The sequence below is a fragment of the Streptomyces sp. Root1310 genome, assembly GCF_001426425.1.
In the GTDB taxonomy this organism is placed as follows: domain Bacteria; phylum Actinomycetota; class Actinomycetes; order Streptomycetales; family Streptomycetaceae; genus Streptomyces.
This window is the reverse complement of the sequence record NZ_LMEQ01000035.1, coordinates 305,867-324,993: the sequence shown is the minus strand read 5'-3', so window position 1 is coordinate 324,993 and position 19,127 is coordinate 305,867. Positions and strand designations below refer to the sequence as shown.

At 68.8% G+C, this 19,127-nt stretch carries 14 protein-coding genes and 3 pseudogenes; 14 read left to right on the top strand and 3 right to left on the bottom strand.

Annotated features, from left to right (window positions below; genetic code table 11):
- The 5 genes and pseudogenes from ASD48_RS45900 to ASD48_RS41215 all read left to right on the top strand — a co-directional run.
- Positions 1-1,410, top strand: a pseudogene (locus ASD48_RS45900) (dihydropteroate synthase); the annotation flags it as partial.
- A gap of 1 nt (position 1,411) precedes the next feature.
- Positions 1,412-2,600: pseudogene (locus ASD48_RS45895) on the top strand (vitamin B12 dependent-methionine synthase activation domain-containing protein); the annotation flags it as partial.
- 113 nt (positions 2,601-2,713) lie between these two features.
- Positions 2,714-3,412 (top strand): HAD family phosphatase, encoded by a 699-nt coding sequence (locus tag ASD48_RS41225; protein ID WP_057607046.1) that lies wholly within the window; start codon positions 2,714-2,716, stop codon positions 3,410-3,412.
- Between the two features lie 478 nt (positions 3,413-3,890).
- Positions 3,891-5,498: an ABC transporter substrate-binding protein gene (locus ASD48_RS41220; RefSeq protein ID WP_057607045.1), complete on the top strand. Its 1,608-nt coding sequence runs from the start codon at positions 3,891-3,893 to the stop codon at positions 5,496-5,498.
- A 66-nt stretch (positions 5,499-5,564) separates the two neighbouring features.
- A complete protein-coding gene (locus ASD48_RS41215; RefSeq protein ID WP_057607044.1) occupies positions 5,565-7,148 on the top strand; it encodes an ABC transporter substrate-binding protein in 1,584 nt (527 codons plus the stop codon).
- 115 nt (positions 7,149-7,263) lie between these two features.
- On the opposite strand, the gene ASD48_RS41210 is transcribed toward ASD48_RS41215, so the two are convergent.
- A complete protein-coding gene (locus ASD48_RS41210) occupies positions 7,264-7,935 on the bottom strand; it encodes a response regulator transcription factor (protein ID WP_020128315.1) in 672 nt (223 codons plus the stop codon).
- Between the two features lie 14 nt (positions 7,936-7,949).
- Positions 7,950-9,026, bottom strand: coding sequence for a RecB family exonuclease (locus ASD48_RS41205; RefSeq protein ID WP_079074269.1), 1,077 nt, complete (start codon positions 9,024-9,026; stop codon positions 7,950-7,952).
- Between the two features lie 198 nt (positions 9,027-9,224).
- Between ASD48_RS41205 and ASD48_RS41200 the strand changes: the two genes are divergently transcribed.
- From ASD48_RS41200 to ASD48_RS41190, 3 genes are all read left to right on the top strand, one after another.
- Positions 9,225-10,865: a site-2 protease family protein gene (locus ASD48_RS41200; protein WP_057607043.1), complete on the top strand. Its 1,641-nt coding sequence runs from the start codon at positions 9,225-9,227 to the stop codon at positions 10,863-10,865.
- A 52-nt stretch (positions 10,866-10,917) separates the two neighbouring features.
- The gene (locus tag ASD48_RS41195) at positions 10,918-11,820 is read left to right on the top strand and encodes a tRNA (adenine-N1)-methyltransferase (RefSeq protein ID WP_046261810.1); all 903 of its coding nucleotides are present in this window, start codon (positions 10,918-10,920) and stop codon (positions 11,818-11,820) included.
- Between the two features lie 262 nt (positions 11,821-12,082).
- The gene (locus ASD48_RS41190) at positions 12,083-12,661 is read left to right on the top strand and encodes a hypothetical protein (RefSeq protein WP_057607042.1); all 579 of its coding nucleotides are present in this window, start codon (positions 12,083-12,085) and stop codon (positions 12,659-12,661) included.
- A gap of 56 nt (positions 12,662-12,717) precedes the next feature.
- Here ASD48_RS41190 and ASD48_RS41185 read toward each other — a convergent pair whose 3' ends face one another.
- The gene (locus ASD48_RS41185; RefSeq protein ID WP_057607041.1) at positions 12,718-13,023 is read right to left on the bottom strand and encodes a ferredoxin; all 306 of its coding nucleotides are present in this window, start codon (positions 13,021-13,023) and stop codon (positions 12,718-12,720) included.
- A gap of 243 nt (positions 13,024-13,266) precedes the next feature.
- Between ASD48_RS41185 and arc the strand changes: the two genes are divergently transcribed.
- The 6 genes and pseudogenes from arc to prcA all read left to right on the top strand — a co-directional run bounded on the left by arc (position 13,267) and on the right by prcA (position 19,111).
- The gene (gene arc / locus ASD48_RS41180; protein ID WP_020665692.1) at positions 13,267-15,033 is read left to right on the top strand and encodes a proteasome ATPase; all 1,767 of its coding nucleotides are present in this window, start codon (positions 13,267-13,269) and stop codon (positions 15,031-15,033) included.
- Positions 15,034-15,266: 233 nt separating this feature from the next.
- Positions 15,267-16,778 carry a depupylase/deamidase Dop gene (gene dop, locus ASD48_RS41175; RefSeq protein ID WP_348983250.1) on the top strand — a complete coding sequence of 504 codons (1,512 nt, stop codon included), beginning with the start codon at positions 15,267-15,269 and terminating at the stop codon, positions 16,776-16,778.
- A 188-nt stretch (positions 16,779-16,966) separates the two neighbouring features.
- The gene (locus tag ASD48_RS41170) at positions 16,967-17,185 is read left to right on the top strand and encodes a ubiquitin-like protein Pup (protein WP_020128324.1); all 219 of its coding nucleotides are present in this window, start codon (positions 16,967-16,969) and stop codon (positions 17,183-17,185) included.
- 149 nt (positions 17,186-17,334) lie between these two features.
- Positions 17,335-17,515: pseudogene (locus ASD48_RS43000) on the top strand (endonuclease domain-containing protein); the annotation flags it as partial.
- Complete coding sequence (gene prcB / locus ASD48_RS41165; RefSeq protein WP_057607039.1) at positions 17,467-18,312, top strand: proteasome subunit beta; 846 nt, start codon at positions 17,467-17,469, stop codon at positions 18,310-18,312. The pseudogene ASD48_RS43000 and the gene prcB, both read left to right, overlap by 49 nt.
- A gap of 61 nt (positions 18,313-18,373) precedes the next feature.
- Entirely contained in the window at positions 18,374-19,111 is a 738-nt protein-coding gene (prcA, locus tag ASD48_RS41160) for a proteasome subunit alpha (protein ID WP_054239395.1), read from the top strand.
- Positions 19,112-19,127: the final 16 nt, after the last annotated feature.

The following is a 19,127-nucleotide window of genomic DNA, read 5'->3' as shown; positions in this document are numbered from 1 at the left end:
CTCTACCAGACCGTCCCGTTCCGCCAGGACACCGCCTACCTGGCGATCGGTGAGCGCACGAACGCCAACGGGTCGAAGAAGTTCCGCGAGGCGATGCTGGAGGGCCGCTGGGACGACTGTGTGGAGATGGCCCGCGAGCAGATCCGTGAGGGCGCGCACATGCTCGACCTGTGTGTCGACTACGTGGGCCGTGACGGTGTGGCCGACATGGACGAGCTGGCGGGCCGCTTCGCGACCGCCTCCACGCTGCCGATCGTGCTGGACTCCACCGAGGTCCCCGTCATCCGCGCGGGCCTGGAGCGGCTCGGCGGCCGGGCGGTCATCAACTCGGTCAACTACGAGGACGGTGACGGGCCCGAGTCGCGTTTCGCGAAGGTGACCGCGCTGGCGCGGGAGCACGGCGCGGCGCTGATCGCGCTGACCATCGACGAGGAGGGCCAGGCCCGCACCGTCGAGGCGAAGGTCGCCATCGCCGAGCGGCTCATCGAGGACCTGACGGCGAACTGGGGCATCCAGGAGTCGGACATCCTCATCGACACCCTGACCTTCACCATCTGCACCGGTCAGGAGGAGTCGCGGGGCGACGGCATCGCCACCATCGGGGCGATCCGCGAACTCAAGCGGCGCCGACCGGACGTGCAGACCACGCTGGGATTGTCGAACATCTCCTTCGGCCTGAACCCGGCCGCGCGGATCCTGCTGAACTCGGTCTTCCTCGACGAGTGYGTGAAGGCGGGTCTGGACTCGGCGATCGTGCACGCGTCGAAGATCCTGCCCATCGCCCGCTTCAGCGAGGAGGAGGTCACCACCGCCCTCGACCTGATCTACGACCGCCGCGCCGAGGGCTATGACCCGCTGCAGAAGCTGATGGCGCTGTTCGAGGGCGCCACCACCAAGTCGCTGAAGGCGGGCAAGGCCGAGGAGCTGGCCGCGCTGCCGCTGGACGAGCGCCTCAAGCGGCGGATCATCGACGGCGAGAAGAACGGCCTGGACACCGACCTCGCCGAGGCGCTGCGGACCCGCCCCGCCCTGGACATCGTCAACGACACGCTCCTGGACGGCATGAAGGTGGTCGGGGAGCTGTTCGGTTCCGGGCAGATGCAGCTGCCGTTCGTGCTGCARTCCGCCGAGGTCATGAAGACCGCGGTGGCCTACCTCGAACCGCACATGGAGAAGTCCGACGCGGAGGGCAAGGGCACCATCGTGCTGGCCACCGTGCGCGGCGACGTCCACGACATCGGCAAGAACCTCGTCGACATCATCCTGTCCAACAACGGCTACAACGTCGTCAACCTCGGCATCAAGCAGCCGGTCTCCGCGATCCTGGAAGCCGCCGAGGAACACCGGGCCGACGTCATCGGCATGTCCGGCCTGCTGGTCAAATCCACGGTGATCATGAAGGAGAACCTGNGTCTCCGCGATCCTGGAAGCCGCCGAGGAACACCGGGCCGACGTCATCGGCATGTCCGGCCTGCTGGTCAAATCCACGGTGATCATGAAGGAGAACCTGGAGGAGCTGAACCAGCGCAAGATGGCCGCTGACTACCCGGTCATCCTCGGCGGCGCCGCTCTGACCAGGGCCTACGTCGAACAGGACCTGCACGAGATCTACCAGGGCGAGGTCCGCTACGCCCGCGACGCCTTCGAGGGCCTGCGCCTGATGGACGCCCTCATCGGCGTCAAGCGGGGTGTGCCCGGAGTGCAGCTGCCGGAGCTGAAGCAGCGCCGGGTCCGCCCGAGCGCCGCCGCCGTCGAGACCGAGGAACGCCCGGAAGAGGGCCATGTCCGTTCCGACGTCGCCACCGACAACCCCGTCCCGAAGCCGCCGTTCGAGGGCACCCGCGTCATCAAGGGCATCCAGCTCAAGGAGTACGCCTCCTGGCTGGACGAAGGCGCCCTGCCAGTGGGGCCTCAAGCAGGCCCGCACCGGCGACGGCCCGACCTACGAGGAACTCGTCGAGACCGAGGGCCGGCCCCGGCTGCGCGGCCTGCTCGACAAGCTCCAGACCGACAACCTTCTCGAGGCGGCCGTCGTCTACGGCTACTTCCCCTGTGTGTCCAAGGACGACGACCTGATCGTCCTTGACGAACAGGGCAACGAACGGACCCGCTTCACCTTCCCCCGTCAGCGCCGCGGCCGCCGTCTGTGCCTGGCCGACTTCTTCCGCCCGGAGGAGTCGGGGGAGACGGACGTCGTCGGCTTCCAGGTCGTCACCGTCGGCTCCCGGATCGGTGAGGAGACCGCGAGGCTGTTCGAGTCGAACTCCTATCGCGACTACCTCGAACTGCACGGCCTGTCCGTGCAGCTGGCCGAGGCCCTCGCCGAGTACTGGCACGCGCGCGTGCGTTCCGAACTCGGCTTCGCCGGCGAGGACCCGGCCGACGTCGAGGACATGTTCGCCCTGAAGTACCGCGGCGCCCGCTTCTCCCTCGGCTACGGCGCCTGCCCCGACCTGGAGGACCGCGCCAAGATCGCGGAGCTGCTCCGGCCCGAGCGGATCGGCGTCCACCTGTCGGAGGAGTTCCAGCTCCACCCCGAACAGTCCACGGACGCCATCGTGATCCACCACCCCGAGGCGAAGTACTTCAACGCGCGGTGACGCAGGCGGGCCACCGAGCACACTGATCGGATAAGTCGTACACTGGTCGGTCCACCGAAGGCCGGTTCCCCGCAGCGGGAACCGGCCTGTCCGTCCCTCCCGGAGGTATGTGGATGACCAGTACGGTTCCCGCGCCAGTAACCCGTACGGCCGAGGGCTCCGCCCTGGAGGCCGTGCTGCTCGACATGGACGGCACCCTGGTGGACACCGAGGGCTTCTGGTGGGACGTCGAGGTCGAGATCTTCGCCGGGCTCGGCCACACCCTCGACGACTCCTGGCGCCATGTCGTGGTCGGCGGCCCGATGAGCCGCAGTGCCGGCTTCCTGATCGAGGCGACCGGGGCCGACATCGACCTCGCCGCACTCACCGTCCTGCTCAACGAGGGCTTCGAGGACCGCATCACCCGCGCCCTGCCCCTGATGCCGGGCGCCGCCCGGCTCCTGGCCGAGCTGGCCGAGCACGAGGTGCCCACGGCCCTCGTCTCCGCCTCCCACCGGCGCATCATCGACCGCGTCCTGACCTCGCTCGGCACCGACAACTTCCGCCTGAGCGTGGCCGGCGACGAGGTCGCGCGGACCAAGCCGTACCCCGACCCCTATCTGTTCGCGGCCGCCGGACTCGGCGTGGATCCCACCCGGTGCGCCGTCATCGAGGACACCGCGACCGGGGTCGCCTCGGCCGAGGCGGCGGGCTGTCACGTGGTCGCGGTGCCCTCCGTGGCGCCGATCGCGCCGTCCCGCGGCCGTACCGTCGTCCCCTCGCTGGAACTGGTCGACCTGGCATTTCTGCGGGACCTGATGCCGCTCCGATGATCGGCACCGCGATCATTGGTGATCGGCCGATGACGGAAATGCGATAGACGTTCACCCAGCGTGCACCGTCGATAACAAGGAATTCGGCGGGTGCGCGCGCGGTGGAATTCCGATCTTCGGCAGCGCTCCGGCGGCGGCCGAATTCCACCCTGTCCGAACCCCGTACCACGTGTGACGTTCCCCACCTGTCCGGGGGTCGACAGTTGACTCTCCGTGTGTATGACGCCCTGGCGGAGAGGGCTTGGGCGCGCCTTTGTGTCCCGATTGATGGGTGGCTGTACGAATCCTTCCACTGATCATTGTTCAGTGCGTCCGCGCCCGGTTTCACAGCGTGATGGAGTTTCAACTCCGGTGGCCGCGAACCCTCGTGCTGGTGCGGACTAATCTCATCGCGAGAACCTCGCCCTAACCCCGTGATCCGCCGCGACACCCCTGCATGCCGGGTACACGGACTCGACAGCTCTGGAGAAACTCGAGCATGAACCGCAAGACTTTGGTGCTGCCGGCCGTGGTAAGTCTGCTCGCGCCCGTACTCGCCGCCTGCGGCGGGTCCGACGGCGGTAGCGGCAGTGGGGACGCCATCGTCATGGGCACCACCGACCGGTTCACCGTCACCAAGGACGCCCCGGCGCCGCTCGACCCGGCGTACTCCTATGACGTGGGCACCTGGAACATCCTGCGCCAGACCGTGCAGACCCTGATGATCCAGCCCAAGGGCGAGGGCGAACCCGTCCCGGAGGCGGCCCAGAGCTGCGGCTTCACCGACACCGGCAACGAGCGCTACGCCTGCAAGCTGCGCAGCGGCCTCAAGTTCGCGAACGGCGACGCGGTCACCGCCGACGACGTCAAGTTCTCCATCGAGCGCGCCCGCACCATCAAGGCCGACTCCGGCGTGTTCGCCCTGCTCTCCACGATCGACACCATCGAGACGCAGGGTGACAACGAAGTCATCTTCCACCTCAAGACCGCCGACGCCACGTTCCCCTTCAAGTTGTCGACTCCGGTCGCCGGCATCGTCAACCCCGACGACTACGAGAAGGACAAGCTGCGCGACGGCTTCTCGATCGACGGGTCCGGCCCCTACACCCTCAAGGCCGAGACCGACGGCGACGAGATGAAGAAGGCCGTGTTCACCAAGAACCCCAACTACAAGGGGACGCTCAGTGTGAACAACGACCAGGTCGACATGGTCTCCTACGAGGACGCCGACGACATGGGCACCGCCCTCGAAAAGGGCGACATCGACCTGATGACCCGCACCATGTCGCCGGAGCAGATCCAGAAGCTCTCCGAGGCCTCCGCGACCGGGGACATCGACCTCGTCGAGCTGAACGGCCTCGAGATCCGCTACCTGGCCTTCGACACCACCGACCCGGCGGTCAAGGCCAAGGCCGTGCGGCAGGCGATGGCCCAGATCATCAACCGCAGCGCGCTCGTCTCCGAGGTGTACGGCTCCCAGGCCGAGCCGCTCTACTCGCTGGTCCCGGCCACCCTCACGGGCCACTCCAACTCGTTCTTCAACACCTACGGCGACCCGAGCGTGGCGAAGGCCAAGTCCCTGCTGGCCGACGCGGACGTCAACGCCCCGGTGAAGCTGACGCTGAACTACACGACCGACCACTACGGTCCGGCCACCAAGCAGGAGTTCGAGGTGCTGCAGAAGCAGCTCAACGACAGCGGCCTGTTCGACGTCACGATCAAGGGCACCGCCTGGGACGCGTTCGTCCCGGCCGAGCGCAAGGGCGAGTACGCGGTCTACGGCATGGGCTGGTTCCCCGACTTCCCCGACGCCGACAACTTCGTCGCCCCGTTCCTCGACAAGGACAACTTCCTCAAGTCCCCGTACTCCAACGCGGACATCATCGACAACCTGATCCCGGCCTCCCGCCGCGAGGCCGACCGCCTCAGCGCCGCCAAGGACCTGACCGAGATCCAGGACATCGTCGCCAGGGACGTCCCGGTCCTCCCGCTGTGGCAGGGCAAGCAGTACGTGGCCGCGAACAACGACGTCACCGGCACGGCCTACGTGCTGAACTCCTCCGCGACCCTGCAGCTCTGGGAGCTCGGCCGCGGCGTGAGCAACTGACGCACCCTCTTCCGGGGCCCCAGGACGGCGGCCCCGGCGTGCAGAGAACCGACGACAAGGCATTTTGTGAACATGCGTAACCAGTGGCCAGTCCTGCCGATCGTGGCGGGACTGGCCTCCGGCCTGTTGACCGGCTGTGGCACCCAGAGCGGGGGCTCCGGGGGCGACACCTCCTCCGTGGTCCTGGGAATGTCCGACGACGTTCTGGCCACCGACCCCGCCTCCGGCTACGACCCGGGCTCCTGGCTGTTGTTCAACAACGTCTTCCAGTCACTGCTCAGCTTCCCCAAGGGCGGCACCGAACCCGAACCGGACGCGGCCCGGGAATGCTCCTTCACCGACACGCGGACCCAGGTCTACACGTGCACGCTGAAGGACGGCCTGAAGTTCAGCAACGGCGACGCGCTCACCTCCGAGGACGTCAAGTTCTCCTTCGACCGCATGCTGAAGATCGACGACGCGGCCGGCCCGGCCCTCATGTTCCCCATGCTCGACAAGGTCGAGACGCCCGACGCCAAGACGGTCGTCTTCCGGCTCAAGGTCCCCGACGCCACCTTCCCCAGCAAGATCGCGTCGGGCGCCGGCTCCATCGTCGACCACAAGGAGTACGACGCCGACAGCCTGCGCGAGGACGGCGCCGCCGTCGGCTCCGGCCCCTACAAGCTGGACTCCTTCGGCGACGACGAGGCCGTCTTCTCCGTCAACGACGCCTACCGGGGCAGCGCCGGCGCAGCCGACAACACCGGCGTCACCCTGAAGTTCTTCGGCGGCGACCAGCAGGCCCTGAAGCAGGCCCTGCTCGGGAACGAGATCGACATCGCCTACCGGGGCCTCACCGCCGCCGACGTCTCCGACATCCAGCAGAGCACCGCCGACGGGGGCGCCGAGGTCGTCGAGGGCAGCAGCGCCGAGGTCCAGCACCTCGTCTTCAACATGGACGACCCGGTCGCCGGAAAGCTCGGCGTCCGTCAGGCCATCGCCCATCTGATCGACCGCGAGTCCCTGATCAAGGACGTCTACGAGGGCACCGCCGACCCCCTCTACTCGATCGTCCCGGCCGGTATCGCGGGCCACAACACCGCCTTCTTCGACCGCTACGGCGCCCGCCCCTCCCGGACCGCGGCCGCCGCCGCGCTCGCCGACGAGGGCATCACCGACAAGGTGAAGCTGACGCTCTGGTCCACCCCGACCCGTTACGGGCCGGCCACCGACCAGGAACTGAAGGCGATCGCGGCCCAGTTGAACGCCAGCGGCCTGTTCGACGCCGACGTCCGCTCCGTCGCCTACGGGCAGTACGAGAAGGACATCGCCGCCGGCAAGTACGGTGTCTACGTGAAGGGCTGGGTGCCCGACTACCCGGACGCCGACAACTTCACCTCGCCCTTCTTCGGCAAGGGCAACGTGCTGAGCAACAACTACGCCAACGCCGCCATCACCGGCACGCTCATCCCGCGCACCGCCGCGCAGAGCGACCGCACCGCGACCGACACGGACTACGCCGAGATCCAGAACATCGTCGCCAGGCAAGTGCCGGTGCTGCCCCTGTGGCAGGCCAAGCAGTACGCGGTCGTCGGCGAGAACGTCTACGGCCTGGAGAACTGCCTGGACGCCTCCACGGTGTTCCGCTTCTGGGAACTCAGCAAGAGCTGACGACCCGACAGCCCCGCACGCAGGAAGGCGCCCCCCGGTCGCGGGGGGCGCCTTCCTGTTCGTTCAGGCCTTCCGGTTGTTCCAGGTCTTTCGGTTCTCCCGGACCACTGCCGGACTACTGCGCGCCGGGACGCACCAGGCCGCTCTCGTACGCGTACACCGCGGCCTGCACCCGGTCGCGCAGCCCCAGCTTGTTCAGCACGTGACCCACGTGCGTCTTCACGGTGGTCTCGCTGACGAAGAGGTCGGCCGCGATCTCGGCGTTCGACAATCCGCGCGCCACCAGCTTCAGCACCTCCACCTCACGGTCGGTGAGCGTGTGCAGCGTGTCCGGCACCGGCTCGTCGCCGGAGGGCAGATGCGTGGCGTACTTGTCGAGCAGTCGCCGCGTGATGCTCGGCGCCAGCATGGCCTCACCCGAGGCCACCACCCGGATCGCCTGGACCAGTTCATTGGCGGGCGCGTCCTTCAGCAGGAACCCGCTCGCCCCGGCCCGCAGCGCCTCCACCACGTACTCGTCGAGGTCGAAGGTGGTCAGCACCAGCACCTTCGCCGGCCCGTCCCGCCCCGGCCCGGTGATCTGCCGGGTCGCCTCCACCCCGTCCATCCGCGGCATGCGGATGTCCATCAGCACCACATCGGGCTGCAACGCCCGCACCTGGTCGAGAGCCTGGAGGCCGTCTCCGGCCTCGCCGACGACCGCGAGATCCTGCTCGGCCTCCAGGATCATCCGGAAGCCGGTACGCAGCAGCGGCTGGTCATCGACCAGTAGGACGCGGATGGCCACGTATGTCTCCTTCTTTAGCCCGGCCCCATTCTGCCCTGCGCCCCACCCTCGGACTCCGCCGCCCTCACCGGCGGCGTCACGGGAAGCGGATACGGCGGGGGAGTACCGCCGAACTCCGGGCAGTGCGCCTGGTGGTCGCACCAGCCGCACAGCTTGGTCGGCCGCGGCCGCCACTCACCCGTCTCCGTCGCCAGCCGGATGGCGTCCCACAGGGCGAGCAACTTGCGCTCCACCCGCTCCAGATCGGCCAGTACCGGGTCGTACGTCAGCACGTCACCACTGCCCAGGTACACGAGCTGCAGCCGCCGGGGGACGACGTTCTTCAGCCGCCACACGACCAGGGCGTAGAACTTCATCTGGAACAGCGCGCCCTCGGCGTACTCAGGCCGGGGCGCCTTGCCGGTCTTGTAGTCGACGATCCGCACCTCGCCGGTGGGCGCGACATCGACCCGGTCGATGATTCCGCGCAGCCGCAGCCCCGAGTCCAGCTCCGCCTCGACGAACAGCTCCCGCTCGGCGGGCTCCAGCCGCGTCGGATCCTCCAGCGTGAACCAGCGCTCGACCAGGCGCTCCGCCTCGACCAGCCAGCCGGCCAGCCGCTCGCCCTCCGGATCGTCGGCGAACAGCTCCACGACCTCCGGGCGGGTCTCCCGCAGGCGGTCCCACTGGCCCGGGATCAGCGACTTGGCCCGCGGCGCGGTCCGCTCGGCCGCCGGCGCGTCGAACAGCCGCTCGAGGACCGCGTGCACCAAGGTGCCCTTCGTGGCCGCCGGGCTGGGCTTCTCCGGCAGCCGGTCGATCACCCGGAACCGGTACAGCAGCGGGCACTGCATGAAGTCACCGGCCCGCGAGGGCGAGAGCGAGGTGGGGGCTATGGCGGCGACGGCCGTCGCCACCGCCTCCGGACCGACCGCCTCCGGACCGACAGCCTCCGGCACGACCGTCTCCGGCATGACGGCCTCCCGTACGGCCGCTCCCGCGGCGACCGCCTCCGGGGTGCTCGTCTTCGGGGTGCTCGCCTCCGTGTGCGCCGGATCCTCCACGACACCGCCGTCGCCCACCCGCGCGACGCCCTCGCTGCTGCTCTCCATGACCCCAGACCTTACGGCCCGGCACTGACAGTCACCCAGCCCGAGCACCCAGCCCGAGCACCCCGCTCGTCCCGAACACCGGCCACGACCGGGGAAACGCGGGGGTGCCGGGGCGGAACACGTCACGACCGCCGCATACCATCGGTCCGAGACCCTTCCGCCCTGCACGAGCGGGAGACGCTTCGACGAGGGGACACCGTGGTGGAAAGCGGCGGGACCGGGCGGCCGCGGCCGGACAACGAGCAGTCGGCCGAGCACCCCGCGACACCTGCGTCCCCGGCCACCGACCTCGCGCAGACCCCTGACCCCGGCACCTCCGACCCCGGCACCCCCGACGCGGACCCCGCGCCGACCCCGTCCGAGGCACCGGAGCCTGCCCGGGCCGCGCCCGCCGAAGCCGCGCCCGACGGCGGGGACGCGCCCCAGGGCCCCCCGGCCCCCGGCGACGACCACCGCACGACCGGTGCGAACAGCGACGACGAGAGCGAAACAGAAACCGGGTCCGGAGCCGAGACCGAGGCCGGGACCGGGACCAGGGCCGAGCCCGGGACTCGGGCTGAGACCGGGACCAGGGCCGAGGCCGGGACCAGGTCCGGAGCCGACACCGAGGCCGGGCGTCCGGCGTCTCCCGCACCCGCCCCCGTTCCGACCCTCCCCAAGGGTCCTCCGCCCCAGCGCCCCCCGGAGCAGCCGCGCGGCGGCCTCCTCATGGGCCGGCCCTTCGGCGTCCCCGTCTATGTCGCGCCCAGCTGGTTCCTCGTCGCCGCCCTCATCACCTGGGTCTTCGGCAACCAGCTCGACCGCGTACTCCCCGAACTCGGCGCCCTGCGCTACCTCGTCTCGCTCTTCTTCGCGGTCGCCTTCTACGCCTCCGTGCTCATCCACGAACTCGCCCACACCATCGCGGCCCTCCGCTTCAAGCTCCCGGTCCGCCGCATCCAGCTCCAGTTCTTCGGCGGCGTCTCCGAGATCGAGAAGGAGGCCGAGACCCCGGGCCGGGAGTTCTGGCTCGCCTTCGTCGGCCCGCTGCTCTCCCTCGTCCTCGCCGGCGTCTTCTACCTCGCCATGCAGCCCGTGGAGCCCGGCACCGTCCCCGGCGTCCTGCTGGCCGGGCTGATGATCTCCAACCTCATCGTGGCGATCTTCAACCTGCTGCCCGGCCTCCCGCTCGACGGCGGCCGCATGCTCCGCGCCGTCGTCTGGAAGCTCACCGGCAAGCCCATGAACGGCACCATCGCCGCCGCCTGGGTCGGCCGCGCCCTCGCCGTCTCCGTCCTCATCGGCCTTCCCCTGCTCACCCAGTCCGGCGCCCTCGGCTCCAGCGCCGAGGACAGCGTCGGTATGGACACCGTCACGGACGCCCTTCTCGCGGCCATCCTCGCCGCGATCATCTGGACCGGCGCCGGCAACAGCCTGCGCATGGCCCGCCTGCGCGAACACCTCCCCGAGCTGCGCGCCCGCACCCTGACCCGGCGGGCCGTCCCCGTGGAGACCCACACCCCCCTCTCCGAGGCCCTGCGCCGCGCCAACGACGCCGGCGCCCGCGCCCTCGTCGTCGTCGACGCCCACGGCGAACCCCTCTCCCTCGTCCGGGAGGCCGCCATCGTCGGGGTGCCCGAGCACCGTCGCCCCTGGGTCGCCGTCAGCGGCCTCGCCCAGGACCTCACCGAGGGCATGCGGGTCTCCGCCGAGCTGGCCGGCGAGGACCTCCTCGACGTCCTGCGCGCGACCCCCGCCACCGAGTACCTCGTGGTCGAGGAGACCGGCGAGATCTTCGGCGTCCTGTCCGCCGCCGACGTCGAGCGCGCCTTCGTCAAGGCCATGGCCAGGCCGTCCTAGCCGGGCCGTCCCCGTGGTCGGCGGCCCCGGCAAACCCCGGTAGGCTGTTCACATGTCCGAACCGACCGGTGCCGCCCGCAGGCGCGGGCCCTTCAAGGTCGGGGACCAGGTTCAGCTGACCGACCCCAAGGGCCGCCACTACACGTTCACGCTCGAGGCCGGGAAGAACTTCCACACCCACAAGGGTTCCTTCCCGCACGACGAACTGATCGGTGCTCCCGAGGGCAGCGTTGTCCGCACCACCGGGAACGTCGCCTACCTCGCGCTGCGCCCCCTGCTCCCCGACTACGTCCTGTCCATGCCCCGCGGGGCAGCTGTCGTCTACCCGAAGGACGCGGGGCAGATCCTCGCCTTCGCCGACATCTTCCCCGGCGCCCGCGTCGTCGAAGCCGGCGTCGGCTCCGGCTCGCTCAGCAGCTTCCTGCTGCGCGCCATCGGTGACCAGGGCATGCTGCACAGCTACGAGCGCCGCGAGGACTTCGCCGAGATCGCCCAGCAGAACGTGGAGCGCTACTTCGGCGGCCCGCACCCCGCCTGGCAGCTCACCGTCGGCGACCTCCAGGACAACCTGTCCGACACCGACGTCGACCGCGTCATCCTCGACATGCTCGCCCCCTGGGAGTGCCTGGAGGCCGTCTCCAAGGCGCTCGTGCCCGGCGGCATCCTGTGCTGCTACGTGGCCACCACCACCCAGCTCGCCCGCACCGTCGAATCCATCCGCGAGATCGGCTCCTTCAACGAGCCCACCTCGTGGGAGTCGATGATCCGCAACTGGCACGTGGAGGGCCTGGCGGTCCGCCCGGACCACCGGATGATCGGTCACACGGGCTTCCTGCTCACCGCCCGTCGCCTCGCCGACGGCGTCGAGCCGCCCATGCGCCGCCGCCGCCCGGCCAAGGGCGCCTACGGCGAGGACTACACCGGCCCCAATGCCGACGGAGGCAGCGGCCGCTGACGCCGCCCCAGCACAGCGTTCAACGACAGGGCGCCGTGGCCGAGTTCCCGGACCATCCGGAACTCGGGCACGGCGCCCTGTCGTTGGCGTGCACCGGAGTCCGGTCCGGCACCCGTCGGCACGGCTCGGCACCCAGGGGCGACACGGCCGACATCCACGTCCGATATCCCGTACCCCGCCGTTCCCCCACCCTGTGACGTGTGGCACGATGCTGGCCAATCCCCCACCCCCACCGGCACAGCCACCACAGGAGACACTGCCAGTGCAGCAATCCGCCCTCCCGGAACTGGCACACACCCACACCCGGCCGATCCACTGGGTCGCGACCGCCGCCGCGCTCGCCGGCGTCGTCGCCCTCTCCTCACTTCTGCAGCCCGGACCCGCGACCGCCGCCCAGGCCGCGGGCCCGCAGGCCGGGCCGGCCCCGGTCACCACCGTGGCCCCGGCCACCACCGGCGTCGACTTCCCTCTCGAATGCGGCCCCGTGCAGGCCCTCGTGGTCAAGAAGGCCGAGGGCGACCTCGACGGTGACGGTGTGCCGGAGACCGTTGCCGTGGTGCACTGCGACGCCCCCATGGGAACCCCGCCCGACGGTGTCTACGTCCTCACCCAGGGCGCGGACAGCACGCACGCGCGCGTGGTCGCGACCCTCGTCGATCCCAAGGCCCGCAACACCGTCACGAGCCTCTCCGTCACCGACGGAGCCGTCCTCGCCACGCTCCTCGGCTACTCCACGGCCGATGTACCCAGTTGCTGTCCCGACGTGAAGGACAGCGCCAAGTGGCAGTGGAAGGACGACCGGTTCATCCGCTCGACACCCGCGGGCGCCCACAGCGTCTGATCCCGGCCGTCGGCCTGTGAGAAATCAGACAGGTGTCACCCTGCGCCTCCGGAACGTCACTCCGCGTCCGGACCGTAGATCTCGACACTGTCCGAAACGCGTCGCACATGAATGCAGTCGCCCGGACACTCCCGCGCCGAGTCCACCACGTCCGTCAACAGAGGCAACGGCACCGGGGTCGTGGCGCCCTTGGCCTGGAGCAGCTCGTCGTCGGCGCCCTTGACGTACGCCAGACCGTCGATGTCCAGCTCGAACACCTCGGGTGCGTACTGGGCACAGATCCCGTCGCCGGTACAGAGATCCTGGTCGATCCAGACCTCCAGCTCCTCGCTGCCGACACCGGCCTCCTGCTGCACGCCCATATCTCCTGCCGTTTACTGTCGAGCCGCAAGGGAACCATGCAGGCTCTGACGGGTGTTGAACACTTCGACCCTACCCTCGGCGGCTTCCGGACCGTGTTCGGTGGGTATTCCCCTGGCGTGAGGGAGAGCGCAAGGGTGAAGATCGGACACACCCCGACAGTCTTTGTGATCTAGGGGTTTCAATCGACACCCACCCAGGTAGGGTCTGGAAGCGTCCAGCTCCCCTTGGAGGAGGTGAGGACCGTGGCAGCCCACGACGACGACATGAACCGCGGCATCCGCCCGGGACGAGGGTCCGACGACCCGTCCGGGCAGATTGCCTACCTTGAGCAGGAGATCGCCGTCCTGCGACGCAAGCTCGCCGACTCTCCGCGGCACACGAGGATTCTCGAAGAGCGGATCGTCGAGCTACAGACAAACCTGGCCGGCGTGTCCGCCCAGAACGAGCGACTCGCGAACACACTCCGTGAGGCCCGCGACCAGATCGTGGCCCTCAAGGAAGAAGTCGACCGGCTCGCCCAGCCGCCGGCCGGCTTCGGTGTCTTCCTCACGGCGAACGAGGACGGCACGGCCGACATCTTCACCGGGGGCCGCAAACTCCGGGTGAACGTCAGCCCCAGCGTCGAGCTCGAGGAGCTACGGCGCGGCCAGGAAGTGATGCTCAACGAAGCGCTCAACGTGGTCGAGGCCATGGAGTACGAGAGCGTCGGCGACATCGTCACCCTCAAGGAGATCCTCGAGGACGGCGTACGCGCCCTCGTGCAGGGGCACACCGACGAGGAACGAGTGGTCCGGCTCGCCGAGCCGCTCCTCGACGTCGTCATCCGCCCCGGCGACGCCCTGCTGCTCGAGCCCCGCTCCGGCTACGTCTACGAGGTCGTTCCCAAGAGCGAGGTCGAGGAACTCGTCCTCGAAGAGGTTCCCGACATCGGCTACGAGCAGATCGGTGGCCTCGGCGGACAGATCGAGATGATCCGTGACGCCGTCGAGCTCCCGTACCTCTACCCCGACCTCTTCAAGGAGCACGAGCTGCGCCCGCCCAAGGGCGTCCTGCTCTACGGACCTCCCGGATGCGGTAAGACGCTCATCGCCAAGGCCGTCGCCAACTCGCTGGCCAAGAAGGTCGCCGAGGTCACCGGTCAGGCCACCGGCAAGAGCTTCTTCCTCAACATCAAGGGTCCCGAGCTCCTCAATAAGTACGTCGGTGAGACCGAGCGGCAGATCCGCCTCGTCTTCCAGCGTGCGAGGGAGAAGGCCTCCGAGGGCACCCCCGTCATCGTCTTCTTCGACGAGATGGAGTCGCTCTTCCGCACCCGGGGCTCCGGCGTGAGCTCGGACGTGGAGAACACCATCGTTCCGCAGCTCCTGGCGGAGATCGACGGTGTCGAGGGTCTGCAGAACGTGGTGGTCATCGGCGCCTCCAACCGTGAGGACATGATCGACCCCGCGATCCTGCGCCCGGGCCGCCTCGACGTGAAGATCAAGATCGAGCGTCCGGACGCCGAAGCGGCGAAGGACATCTTCCAGAAGTACCTCACCGAACGCCTTCCCCTGCACGCCGAGGACGTGGGCGAACACGGCGGCGACAGGACCACCACCGTCCAGAGCATGATCCAGACGGCCGTGGAACACATGTACGCCGAATCCGAGGAAAACCGCTTCCTGGAAGTCACCTACGCCAACGGCGACAAGGAAGTCCTCTACTTCAAGGACTTCAACTCCGGCGCGATGATCGAGAACATCGTCGGCCGTGCCAAGAAAATGGCCATCAAGGACTTCCTCGACCACAACCAGAAGGGCCTTCGGGTCTCCCATCTCCTCCAGGCGTGCGTGGACGAGTTCAAGGAGAACGAGGACCTGCCGAACACCACCAACCCCGACGACTGGGCCCGGATCTCCGGAAAGAAGGGCGAACGGATCGTTTACATCCGTACCCTCATCACCGGAAAGCAGGGCGCGGACACCGGACGCTCCATCGACACGGTGGCGAACACCGGGCAGTACCTGTAAGAGCAGGGCGGCTGCGGGTGCCCACCACGGGTACCCGCAGCCGACTGCTTTCCGGGCCACGGCTGGAGCAAGGCAATGACGCAAATGATCTCCCCACCAGCGCGGAGGCGTTCTAGGCTCTTCCGTACCGCCGGGTCGCGCAGTGCGGGGACGGGCACCGCACACGCGCCGGAGCACCACCGGTATCTGAGCGGCGCCCACGACCGAGGGTGCCGCCGGGCAAGGAGGGCCGCATGACCGTACGGCGAGTAATGGGCATCGAGACGGAGTACGGCATCTCCGTCCCCGGCCACCCCAACGCCAATGCCATGCTCACCTCGTCCCAGATCGTCAACGCCTACGCGGCGGCGATGCACAGGGCCCGCCGGGCTCGCTGGGACTTCGAGGAGGAGAACCCGCTGCGGGACGCGCGTGGTTTCGACCTCGCCCGCGAGGTCGCCGACTCCAGCCAGCTCACCGACGAGGACATCGGCCTCGCCAACGTCATCCTCACCAATGGCGCACGCCTCTACGTCGACCACGCGCATCCCGAGTACAGCGCGCCCGAGGTCACCAATCCCCGTGACGCCGTCCTCTGGGACAAGGCCGGCGAGCGGATCATGGCCGAGGCCGCCGAGCGGGCCGCCGCACTGCCCGGCGCCCAGCCCATCCACCTCTACAAGAACAACACCGACAACAAGGGCGCCTCCTACGGCACGCACGAGAACTACCTGATGAAGCGGGAGACCGCGTTCTCGGACATCGTGCGCCATCTGACGCCCTTCTTCGTCTCGCGCCAGGTGGTCACCGGCGCCGGCCGTGTGGGAATCGGCCAGGACGGCCACGAGCACGGCTTCCAGCTCAGTCAGCGCGCCGACTACTTCGAGGTCGAGGTCGGCCTGGAGACGACGCTGAAGCGCCCGATCATCAACACGCGCGACGAGCCGCACGCCGACGCGGAGAAGTACCGACGGCTCCATGTGATCATCGGCGACGCGAACCTCTCCGAGATCTCGACCTATCTGAAGCTGGGCACGACGGCGCTGGTCCTGTCGATGATCGAGGACGGCTTCATCGCGGTGGACCTGGCGGTCGACCAGCCGGTCCGGACCCTGCACCAGGTCTCCCACGACCCGACCCTGAAGCGGCTGGTCACTCTGCGCAGCGGTCGCACGCTCACCGCCGTGCAGTTGCAGATGGAGTACTTCGAGCTGTCGCGCAAGTACGTGGAGGAGCGGTTCGGCTCGGACGCCGACGACCAGACGAAGGACGTCCTCGCGCGCTGGGAGGACACCCTGAACCGCCTGGAGAACGACCCGATGAGTCTGGCCGGCGAACTGGACTGGGTCGCCAAGCGGGAGCTCATGGAGGGCTACCGGCGCCGTGACAGCCTCGACTGGGACGCGGCCCGCCTGCACCTCGTGGACCTCCAGTACGCCGACGTACGGGCCGACAAGGGCCTCTACAACCGTCTGGCGGCCCGTGGCCGCATGAAGCGTCTGCTGGACGAGACCGAGGTCGAGCGGGCGATCACGAAGCCCCCGGAGGACACGCGCGCGTACTTCCGCGGCCGCTGTCTGGAGCAGTACGCCGACGACGTCGCCGCCGCCTCCTGGGACTCGGTGATCTTCGATCTGCCGGGCCGGGATTCGCTCCAGCGCGTCCCAACCCTCGAACCTCTTCGCGGAACGCGAAATCACGTCAAGGCGCTCCTGGACCGCTGCCGCACGGCAGAAGACCTGGTCAAGGTGCTCTCGGGCGGCTGAACGACCACCCGGACGCAACCTCCCCGACGGGGTGGAAACCCTTCCGTCAGGGAATCATCGAGGTGGCCCCCGTACGTTGTGGAAACTGCGGGGCCGATGTCGGACCCGGCTTGTAGGGTCTGATCATCACCGATCGGCAGGAATGCCGACCTGTCGACCATGTCGGGCGAAAGAGCGGGGTGAGGGTTATGGCGACCAAGGACACCGGCGGCGGCCAGCAGAAGGCGACGCGCTCCACGGAGGAGGTCGAGGAGCAGGCGCCCGAGGCGCAGGCTTCGGAGGACCTCAAGGAGCGCCAGGAGAAGCTGAGCGACGACGTGGACTCGGTTCTGGACGAGATCGACGACGTCCTCGAGGAGAACGCCGAGGACTTCGTTCGCTCCTTCGTCCAAAAGGGCGGCGAGTAGCCTTCGATTTGAAGGAATCGGGGGCTCGCGGGTTGGGAAGCGAAGATGGTGTGCAGTGCTGCGCGCGGTAGGACGACCACGCCGCGCGCAGCCTCCGCCCGCAGACAGCCGGACTCCGGCGGCCTGCTGCGGCAGTGCCCGTCACGCAGGTTGATCACTGCCGTCAGACGGGTAGGGTCCGTGGCGTACCGTGCTTCAACTGCAATTCCGGCCTCGGCCTGTCGAGGGTCGTTCGACCCCGCGGGCGCGCACCGAGCAGCCGATTACCTGGAAGGAAACGCGTGGAAGCCAACACTCGTAGCACCGGGCGTCTACCGGCTGCCTTCCTGACGCCAGGGTCCTCGTCCTTCATGGACTTTCTCTCCGATCACCAGCCGGAGCTGCTGCCCGGCAAGCGGCAGCTGCCCCCGACGCAGGGTGTGATCGAGGCGCCGCACGGCACGACGATCGTCGCCGTGACGTTCCCCGGTGGTGTCGTGCTCGCCGGTGACCGTCGCGCCACGATGGGCAATGTCATCGCCCAGCGGGACATCGAGAAGGTCTTCCCGGCGGATGAGTACTCGGCCGTCGGAATCGCCGGTACCGCCGGTCTGGCCGTCGAGATGGTCAAGCTGTTCCAGCTGGAGCTGGAGCACTTCGAGAAGGTCGAAGGCGCGCAGCTCTCGCTCGAGGGCAAGGCGAACCGCCTGTCGACCATGATCCGTTCCAATCTGGGCATGGCCATGCAGGGTCTGGCGGTCGTGCCCCTCTTCGCCGGGTTCGACGTGGACCGGGACCGCGGCCGGATCTTCTCCTACGACGTCACGGGCGGCCGCTCCGAGGAGCACCACTACGCCGCCACCGGCTCCGGCTCGATCTTCGCGCGCGGGGCGATGAAGAAGCTCTTCCACGACGGCCTGACCGAGGAAGAGGCCACGACACTCGTGGTCCAGGCCCTCTACGACGCGGCGGACGACGACTCGGCGACCGGTGGTCCCGATGTCGCGCGCCGGATCTACCCCATCGTCACCGTGATCACCGAGGACGGCTTCCGCCGGCTCACCGACGAGGAGTCGTCGGAGATCGCCCGCTCGATCCTGGCGCGTCGCCTGGAGCAGCCGGACGGCCCGCGCGCCGCCCTGCTGTAGCGGCGGCCCCGTTCTCATCCCAGGTGATCCAGTGACTTCGACAGAAAGGGACGGATAACCGGTGTCGACGCCGTTCTATGTCTCACCCCAGCAGGCGATGGCCGACCGCGCCGAGTACGCCCGCAAGGGCATCGCGCGCGGCCGCAGCCTCGTTGTGATCCAGTACGCCGACGGCATCGTGTTCGTCGGTGAGAATCCGTCCCGCGCGCTGCACAAGTTCAGCGAGATCTACGACCGGATCGGCTTCGCGGCCGCCGGCAAGTACAACGAGTACGAGAACCTGCGGATCGGTGGTGTGCGGTACGCCGACCTCCGCGGTTACACCTATGACCGTGACGACGTGACCGCCCGCGGTCTGGCCAACGTGTACGCCCAGACGCTGGGCACGATCTTCTCCTCGGCGGGCGAGAAGCCCTACGAGGTGGAGCTGGTGGTGGCCGAGGTCGGTGCCACGCCGGACGGGGACCAGATCTACCGGCTGCCGCACGACGGCTCGATCGTGGACGAGCACGGTTCGGTGGCGGTCGGGGGCAACGCCGAGCAGATCAGCAGCTACCTGGACCAGCGCCACCGGGACGGCATGAATCTGTCCGAGGCGCTGAAGCTGGCCGTACAGGCCCTGTCGCGCGACACCAACGGTACGGAGCGGGAGATTCCCGCCGAGCGCCTGGAGGTGGCCGTGCTGGACCGCACGCGCCCGCAGTCGCGCAAGTTCAAGCGGATCGTGGGCCGGCAGCTGGGCCGGCTGCTGGAGACGGACGGCGCGACCACGGAGGCGGAGAGCTCCGAGGAGGAGTGACGCCGCCCGCGATTCA

Coding starts and splice junctions, on each gene's coding strand:
- ASD48_RS41225 (WP_057607046.1), top strand. CDS start 2,714: ATGACCAGTACGGTTCCCGCGCCAGTAACCCGTACGGCCGAGGGCTCC.
- ASD48_RS41220 (WP_057607045.1), top strand. CDS start 3,891: ATGAACCGCAAGACTTTGGTGCTGCCGGCCGTGGTAAGTCTGCTCGCG.
- ASD48_RS41205 (WP_079074269.1), bottom strand. CDS start 9,026: ATGGAGAGCAGCAGCGAGGGCGTCGCGCGGGTGGGCGACGGCGGTGTC.
- ASD48_RS41195 (WP_046261810.1), top strand. CDS start 10,918: ATGTCCGAACCGACCGGTGCCGCCCGCAGGCGCGGGCCCTTCAAGGTC.
- ASD48_RS41185 (WP_057607041.1), bottom strand. CDS start 13,023: ATGGGCGTGCAGCAGGAGGCCGGTGTCGGCAGCGAGGAGCTGGAGGTC.
- dop (WP_348983250.1), top strand. CDS start 15,267: ATGACCGTACGGCGAGTAATGGGCATCGAGACGGAGTACGGCATCTCC.
- ASD48_RS41170 (WP_020128324.1), top strand. CDS start 16,967: ATGGCGACCAAGGACACCGGCGGCGGCCAGCAGAAGGCGACGCGCTCC.